Genomic DNA, 7,947 nt, shown 5'->3' with positions numbered 1-7,947 from the left:
CTCGGCGCCTTGATGCCCAGCTCCTCCGTGAGCGCGGCCAGTCCCACGGCGTCGTAGCCGTGTTCGTGAAACATCCGCTCGCCGATTTCCAGTGCCGCCTCCGGGTCGAAAACCCGCGGCCGGCCACGACCCGGCTTGCGTCCTGAATTTAAATTAGTGACCACTATAAAAAGTCCTTGCCTTACCTGTAGGTGAAATATATAGTGGTCACTACTTTAATTCAAGGAGCTCATCATCATGACGCAGTTCTCAGGTAAATCGGTTCTGGTCGTCGGCGGCAGCCGCGGCATCGGCAAGGCCATCGTCAAGCTCTTCGCCGAAGCCGGCGCGAAGGTGCGCTTCACCTACGCCGGGTCGCGCGAAGCCGCCGAATCGCTGGCGAAGGAAACCGGCGCGAGCGCCGTCCATGCCGACGCGGCCGACCGCGACGCGCTGATCGCCGCAGTAAAGGAAGCGGGACCGCTGGACGTCTTCGTGTACAACGCGGGGCTGCTCGTGGTGGGCGATCCGCTGACGATCGAGGCCGACGCCGTCGACCGCATGCTCGACGTGAACGTGCGAGGCGCGTATCACGCTTCCGTCGAAGCGGCCCGCTTGATGCACGACGGCGGCCGCATCGTCGCGATCGGCTCGGTCAACGGCGACCGCATCCCGTTCGAGGGACTCACGGCCTACGGCATGACCAAGTCGGCGCTGCAAGGCATGGCGCGCGGACTCGCACGCGACTTCGGCGCGCGCGGCATCACCGTGAACGTGGTCCAGCCGGGCCCGACCGACACCGACATGAACCCCGCCGAAGGCCCGATGGCGAGCATGATGCACAGCGTCATGGCGCTCAAGCGTCACGGCACGGCCGAGGACGTGGCGAGCCTCGTCGGCTATCTCGCGGGTCCGCACGCGAGCGGCATCACCGGCGCGCTGCATACGATCGACGGCGGCTTCGGCGCCTGAACGCGGCTGTGCCTGAACGGCGCGCGTCTTCCGCGCGCCGCCGCGAAAGCGCACTATGATGGCCGGATCGTTTCCTCTGGAGCGTCCGGCTTGAAAACTTTCAAACCGCTTGTGTGGCTGGCGCTCGCCGCGCTGCCGCTCGGCTGCACGACGCAGCAGCACGCGACGACGCCCGACACTTCCAGCGAGCCGGCCGGCGACGCCACCAGTATCGCCACGAACGCGCCGCGTTTTCCCGCCGCGCAATGGCGTCACGCCGATCCCGCCAGCCTCGGCTGGTCTCCCGCCCGCCTCTCCGACGCCGATGCCTACGCGCATCGCGTCGGCGCCACTTCGCTGATGATCGTGCAGCACGGCGCGGTCGTCGACGAATGGGGCGACACGCAGGCGAAAACGCCGCTCTACTCGGTGCGCAAGAGCTTGCTGAGCGCGCTGATCGGCATCGCCGTCGCGCAGCACCGGATCGATCTCGACGCCACGCTCGCGCAACTCGGCATCGACGACAATGCGCCCGCGCTCACGCCCGCCGAACGCCAGGCCACCGTGCGCGAGCTGATCGAGGCGCGCTCGGGCGTTTATCACCCCACCACCTACGAAACACCGTGGATGCAGCGCATCAAGCCGCCGCGCGGCAGCCACGCGCCCGGCGCATTCTGGTGCTACAACAACTGGGATTTCAATGCGCTGGGCGGGATTTACCGGCAGCAATCGGGCAACGATATTTTCACGGCCTTCGCCGACGACATCGCGCGCCCGATCGGCATGCAGGACTATGCACCGTCCGATGGCCGATACGCGTCCGGCGAACCGGACACGCGCTATCCCGCCTACCCGATCGACATGAGCACGCGCGACCTCGCGCGCTTCGCCTGGCTCTATCTCAACGACGGACGCTGGAATGGCCGGCAAATCGTGCCCGCCGCCTGGGTCGAGGAATCGACGCGGCCCGACTCGAACACGCCGTGGGGCGGCTATGGCTATATGTGGTGGACGAGCGCGCCCGCCGATGCGGCCGATACCGCTGCCAGCGCCCCGCAGATCGCGAGCTATTGGGCCGACGGCCATCTCGGGCAGTACGCGGTCGTGGTGCCGTCGCTCGACCTCGTGGTGGTGAGCCGCGTCGATCCGAAATTGACGTCGAAACACGTGAGCGAATCGGCGCGCGCGCATCTGATGACGCTGATTGAAGCCGCCGCGCCGCCGAACACGGTGCCGTGAACACGAGTCTCGCACTCGATGGCTGCATGCCAAAATCGCGAATACCCCTTGTTTTTCAGGCGTTTTGACGTGCGTGATCCGCGCGACCAATGCGAGTATCGAATGCGAGCATTTGCTTATATTCTGAACTCCTCGGGCGAACACGGCATGGGGCCGTCGCCACCGCAAAGAGATCCACCATGAACGACGTCACACACACCATGAAGCTCAATCATCTGAGCTTCCCTTCTTCCGATACCGCCGCCACCGCGCGCTTCTTCGAACGCTATCTGGGTTTCACGATCGCCGGGTCGTGGGAGCAGTCGTATATTCTCAAACGCCCCGGTTATGACGTGGTGATCGACCACTCGATCAATGAAACACCGGTTTGGCCGGGGAATTTTCATGTCGGCTTCGAACTGCCCAGCGTCGAAGACCTGCAGCAGCTTTATGCGCGATTCAAGGCCGAGGGCGTGCAGATGGAAACCGAAGTGTTCAATAACGGGCGCGGTTCGCGCTTCTTTTGCCGCGCGCCGGGCGGCGTGATGTTCGAATTGAATACGCGCAAGGATGCTGCGCCGGAGTATCAGGGGACGTTTGAGAATTGAAGTGTTGTTTGCCACTGCATTCACGAGTCGTTAATTCATTAGCCACTCACTCATCGCTTTAAATCGAGGCGACAAGGTCCCTACCCTTACCGCCTTCCTCCAGCTTATGAATAAATCCGATCGAACAGGCTTCGATTGCGCGTAATGATCTGACTCAGCGCCTCCACGCTTCACCTAGGGTGAACGAACCGAGAGCCGTGCAGATAACGCCAGCGATACTCGAAGGCACACACCGCCCCGATTCCGCCTGATGTCATCCAGGCGAACTCCACTGTCAGCACGCCGTACACCCCAGTTGGTCTCGACGCTTGATTGTGTCGACCATCGACTTCGCTCGACGATAACGGCCTGAGCGAAAAGCCCGTTTCGCAACGAACGCTGTCGACCTACCCAAATTCCTTGATTTAAAGTCAAAGGCTCTGCAAGTCAGCACAATGCTCGCCTGCCTAGATATCTACTTCTTCATTAATAATGCTAACCTTTTCCAGATCTCCAACCGACGCAGCATGCATTACAGACTGCCCCAACCAACCTGGCCATCTGCCGGAATCCGGAAGCACGGCATAAGCTGAGCATCAGCCATGACTGAAAACCCACAACGCATCACCGTTCTCACGCAATGCAACGATGTTCTGCCACTCGTCGACGCGATCAGGAAAGCGGCCGACTCCGACAAAGTGGCGCTAGGTTTCTTTCCAAAGTCTCTGTACGGGGAGTACGCGACGAAAGGGAATGTTTTTGCAGCAGTCTCAACGCGAGGAAGCGAACGCGAACTTGCCGGATATCTACTTTTTGACCTTCGGCAACCGCGTGCCAAGGTTCTCCAGATTTATGTGGTGAAGGATTTCCGCGGCTTGGGGATTGGCGCAAAGCTGATCGGGCATCTCAAACAGTACCTCACTGCTCTGCAATATTTATCAATTGAGGCTCGCGTTGCAGAAGACCTGGCAAATTCAAACGCCTTCTGGGAACGAGAAGGGTTTCAGGTTCAGCGCATCGAAGCCGGCGGACGAAGCCGTGGCAAGCATCCGCGAATGATCGTCGTCCGAAATCACGAGCTGGCCTCGCCGCAACTCTTCAGTCCTAGCGGGATCGATTCAGCAAACCCTCTAGGCTTCAGCTTTACGCCAGGCACCACGATCCCGACCTATCTTTTGGACATGAATGTTCTGTTCGATCTCGGCCCACGCAGACAGCGCCGGGACGACGTCGTCAACCTGTTCCGGGCTGAACGAATGCAGGTTTGCAGCCTCGCCATCAGCTCAGAAATCCAGGCGGAGCTCAAACGCCATTGTCCGGCTGGCAAGACAGATCCGATGCAGGATCTGGCGTCCACTCTCCCGACATACAACGTTCCCTCCGACCGCGACGCCAGTCCAATCGTCAGCGAATTGGGAGAGATCGTCTTTCCGGAGAGGGCACGCCTCAACCAGCTCACACCCAACGACAAGTCAGATCTTCAGCATCTTGCCACTGCGATCGCCCATAAGCTGGAGGGTCTGGTAACGAGCGATTCATCGATATTAAATGCGGCTGGCTCACTGCGCGAAAGGTACAGCCTAGATGTCCTTTCGCCATCCGCGTTCTCGCTTGAAGAAACACACCCAATCGGGATCAATGCATCAGGCAGCGAAACCGACCGACTCCTTGAGTTGCGCGAAGCGCGCTCGGACGACGAGAACGAGATCCGAAATCTTCTGGCGGCATGGGGCGTTTCGAACGCAGAGATACAAGGAGATTGGGCTGCGGTTGATGCTCGCAACCGCTCCTGCGTTCGCTTCGTCGTGCACGAAAGCGGAAAACTGGCAGGGTACTTCGTTCGTCACCACACAATCGAACACGCACATATCAACGCATTAATGGCTGTCGATGAAAGATCGCCATGTGCTCTCGATTGCACGAGGCTGATTCTCAGCGAGTTAAATGATCACATCAAAAACGATCAAATTTCCCTTGTTCGAATCAAGTTTCCTCCCGCACAGACCTTGATAAGGGAGGAGGCAATCTCAATCGGGTTCACAGCGGACCTAGATCGGCGATCGCAACTCCAAAAAATTGTCATCAAACGCATTGTCGATCACAAAAATTGGGCAACTACAAATCAATCACTGGCCGAAATATGCGGTATTCGATTACCGCCCACCAGTCCTGATTTCAGGGATGCAAATCAGCACATAGAGATTCATGCCGCTGATGGCAATCGGACACATATGCCGCTCATCAGATTCGAGAGCATGGTAGCGCCCGGCCTGTTTTGCCTGCCGGGCCGGGGAGGGTTGATAACACCTCTTCAGAAACGCTTCTCCGAGCATCTGGTCCCGCACTCGCCGCAAGTCTCGCTGCTGCCACGAACGCGAGTACAATTGTACCAACAGCGACATTACGTCAGCCACCCCAGGAACCTGCCAAAGTTTCTCCCGGGAAGTCTCCTGTTCATTTACGAGTCGCAGAAACACGGAGGGCTAGGCGCAGTTGTGGCCGTTGCTCGGGTAGTCCGTGCCTATCTGCAGGATCTGGACACGATGGGGCCCGAGGAACTTTCGCCAAGTGTTTTTGAGTCCAGTCAGTTGGACATCATCGGCAAGACAAACACACGCACGGTTACAGTGTTCGACAACCTCAACATCCTTCCGAAGCCTGTGTTTAGGCATACACTTGAAGCGCTTGGGTGTGGCGCACCCGTGAAGCTGCTTAGTACTCAAACAATCAACAGTCATCAAGTTGAAGGCCTTCTTGCTGAGGCATGCAGATAATGAACACCTACGATCATGTTCTGATTTCCCTTGAGGAACGACATGCGATCAACATCTTTGCCGGAACGAAGCGCGTCGAATTGCGGCGGAGGACTATGAACGTTGCCGAGGGAACGGTTGTCTGGATATACGTAAAACGCCCTATCGGTAGTGTCGTAGGTCTGGCCATCGTCGCCGCCACTCATACGTTGACGCCCAGTCAAATTTGGCGTCGTTTCGGCACATGCTCCGGCCTGGAGAAGACGGAGTTCTTCAATTACTTTGATGGACGCGATCAAGCTTTTGCTCTCGAATTGAAGAGTGTGCAGAAGTTGAAGCAAGAAGTCCCTCTTGGCAAGTTGCGTGACGTCTCGTCCGGCTTTCACCCGCCGCAGTTTTTTACGCGAATCGATCCTACCGGAGCACTTGCTAACGCGATGGTTGCGGGAGTGCCAAAGAACGCGCTCATTTAGCACGCAAGCGACCGCTCTGTTGCCTGGCGGGACTTGAGCTCGAGTTCTGGCAGCACGATGTGGGAAGAAAGCACTCTCAGCGCACACCGTCTCCCCATGCCCCAAGCCACCCCGCCCACCCTCGACGACGCCCCCGGCCACACCCGCTCGCTCGCGCGCCACTATCCACGCGGCCTGCAGATCGAGCCGCATTCGCACACGTGGGCGCAGGTGCTGTACGCCGTCTCCGGCGTGATGTGGGTCGAAGCGGGCCGCGAAGCGCTGGTGGTGCCGCCGCAGCGCGCGGTCTGGTTGCCGCCCGGCACGCCGCACGCGATCCACATGATGAGCGCGGTCGAGATGCGCAATCTGTATCTGCACGAGCACGACATCCCGCATCTGAGCACGCGCTGCGAGGTGTTCGAAGTCGACGGCCTGCTGCGCGAACTGATCAAGAATCTCGCCGAACGCGAGCACGATCGCGACGACGCCTGGCGTGCCGCCGCGTCGCGTCTCGCGGGGATGGAGCTGGCGCACGCGCGCCGTTCGACGCTGCGCATTCCCTTGCCCGATACCTCGGGCAACGCCGATCGCCGTCTCGCAATGCTGTGCCGCGCGGTGATCGACAATCCGTCGAACGAGATCGCGTTCGAGCAGCACGCGGCGTCGGTGGGCGCGAGCGTGCGCACGCTCGCGCGCCTCTTCACGCGCGAGATGGGCGTGGGTTTCGCGCAATGGCGGCGGCAGGTGCAGCTCGCCATTGCGGTGTCGCGGCTCGCGGAAGGCCAGTCGGTGAGCGCCGTGGCGCGCCTGCTCGGCTTTTTGCCCAGCAGTTTCAGCGACATGTTCCGCCGCGAGCTGGGCGTCTCGCCGAGCGAGTATCGGCCGGAAGACACGTTGGCGCTCGGAGCGTCGGCCTCCGCGTCCGCCGACTCGAACACACCGGCCGACGCACGCTAGCGACGCTCACTGCCTATACCGCGCGCCTATACCGCCCGCTTACGCCGCCGGATCAACCGGCGAAGGCGGCGCGCCACGCGCCTCGATGGCCTTGCCCGCCAGCAGGCACAGGTCCTCGCGATAATGCCCGGCGACGATCTGCACGCCCACCGGCACGTCGTTCACCATCCCCGTCGACACGACCAGCCCCGGCAAACCCACCGCCGGCAGCGCGCGCAGCGTCAGTTGCGCATCCCACACGCGCTGGAAGCCCTCCGGCCCCTGCAGATCGAGCCCGTCCGCGAACGGCAGCTCGCCCGACACCGGCAGCAGCAGCACCGGATGCTCGGCGAAGAACAGACGCCACTGGCGCGCGAGCGTGGTGCGGCGCACCAGCGACTTGCTGACCACGTCCTCGGGCATCGCCGCGACCTTCGCCCGCACGCCCTCCACCACGGCGCGCGCGCCCGGGTCGCCGTCGCGCAGCACCGCATCGACCAGCGCCGGATAGCCGTCGCCGAGCCACAGGCGCTCCTGCACTTCGGCGGCGTCGCGCATCGACGGCGTGTCGTCGATCTGCTCGACGGTCCAGCCCGCATCCGCGAGACGGCGTCCGGCGTCGAGCAGCGCGTCTTCCACTTCCTTCGCGATCGTCATGCCGCCGGGGCGCAGGCAGATCGTCGCGCGCAGCGGCGCGTCCGGTCCCTTGAGCGGAGCGGGCACCCACCACGGATCGCGCATGTCGGGCTGCGCGAGCGCCGTGAACGCGAGGCTCACATCGTCGATACTGCGCGCCATCGGTCCCGCGCCCGACATCAGTTGCGCGCCGATCGGGCGTTCCGGCGACGACGCGTTGAACGCAGGCACGCGTCCGAGGCTCGGCCGCAGCCCGTGCACGCCGCACGCGTAGGCCGGATAGCGCACCGAGCCGCCGATGTCGGTGCCCAGCGCGATCTGGCCGATGCCCGCCGTGACCGCCGCCGCCGCGCCGCCGCTCGATCCGCCCGGCGTGAGCGACGCGTTGCGCGGATTGCGCGTCGCGCCGTGCACCTGATTGCTCGTGAACCA

At 61.8% G+C, this 7,947-nt stretch carries 7 protein-coding genes; 6 read left to right on the top strand and 1 reads right to left on the bottom strand.

The annotated features are described in order from the left end of the window. Positions 1-237: 237 nt before the first annotated feature. The 6 genes from bdcA to G3N97_RS33905 all read left to right on the top strand — a co-directional run bounded on the left by bdcA (position 238) and on the right by G3N97_RS33905 (position 6,900). A complete protein-coding gene (gene bdcA / locus G3N97_RS33930) occupies positions 238-951 on the top strand; it encodes an SDR family oxidoreductase (RefSeq protein ID WP_205997248.1) in 714 nt (237 codons plus the stop codon). Between the two features lie 90 nt (positions 952-1,041). Continuing rightward, the gene (locus G3N97_RS33925; protein WP_205997247.1) at positions 1,042-2,169 is read left to right on the top strand and encodes a serine hydrolase; all 1,128 of its coding nucleotides are present in this window, start codon (positions 1,042-1,044) and stop codon (positions 2,167-2,169) included. 179 nt (positions 2,170-2,348) lie between these two features. Next, a complete protein-coding gene (locus tag G3N97_RS33920; protein ID WP_205997246.1) occupies positions 2,349-2,756 on the top strand; it encodes a VOC family protein in 408 nt (135 codons plus the stop codon). Between the two features lie 581 nt (positions 2,757-3,337). Continuing rightward, positions 3,338-5,509, top strand: a complete 2,172-nt coding sequence (locus G3N97_RS33915) for a GNAT family N-acetyltransferase (protein ID WP_205997245.1) — start codon at positions 3,338-3,340, stop codon at positions 5,507-5,509. Beyond that, positions 5,509-5,961, top strand: a complete 453-nt coding sequence (locus G3N97_RS33910; RefSeq protein ID WP_205997244.1) for a transcriptional regulator — start codon at positions 5,509-5,511, stop codon at positions 5,959-5,961. Before G3N97_RS33915 ends, G3N97_RS33910 begins: the two co-directional genes overlap by 1 nt. Positions 5,962-6,057: 96 nt before the next feature. After that, the gene (locus tag G3N97_RS33905; protein ID WP_205997243.1) at positions 6,058-6,900 is read left to right on the top strand and encodes a helix-turn-helix transcriptional regulator; all 843 of its coding nucleotides are present in this window, start codon (positions 6,058-6,060) and stop codon (positions 6,898-6,900) included. 39 nt (positions 6,901-6,939) lie between these two features. On the opposite strand, the gene G3N97_RS33900 is transcribed toward G3N97_RS33905, so the two are convergent. Beyond that, a partial coding sequence (locus G3N97_RS33900) for an amidase (RefSeq protein ID WP_205997242.1) occupies positions 6,940-7,947 on the bottom strand: 1,008 nt, incomplete at its 5' end.

Origin of the sequence: Paraburkholderia sp. Ac-20347 (assembly GCF_017104805.1) — a bacterium.
Classification (GTDB): domain Bacteria; phylum Pseudomonadota; class Gammaproteobacteria; order Burkholderiales; family Burkholderiaceae; genus Paraburkholderia; species Paraburkholderia tropica.
This window is presented reverse-complemented; position numbering and strand designations above follow the sequence as displayed.

Coding starts and splice junctions, on each gene's coding strand:
- G3N97_RS33910 (WP_205997244.1), top strand. CDS start 5,509: ATGAACACCTACGATCATGTTCTGATTTCCCTTGAGGAACGACATGCG.
- G3N97_RS33905 (WP_205997243.1), top strand. CDS start 6,058: ATGCCCCAAGCCACCCCGCCCACCCTCGACGACGCCCCCGGCCACACC.
- G3N97_RS33920 (WP_205997246.1), top strand. CDS start 2,349: ATGAACGACGTCACACACACCATGAAGCTCAATCATCTGAGCTTCCCT.
- bdcA (WP_205997248.1), top strand. CDS start 238: ATGACGCAGTTCTCAGGTAAATCGGTTCTGGTCGTCGGCGGCAGCCGC.
- G3N97_RS33915 (WP_205997245.1), top strand. CDS start 3,338: ATGACTGAAAACCCACAACGCATCACCGTTCTCACGCAATGCAACGAT.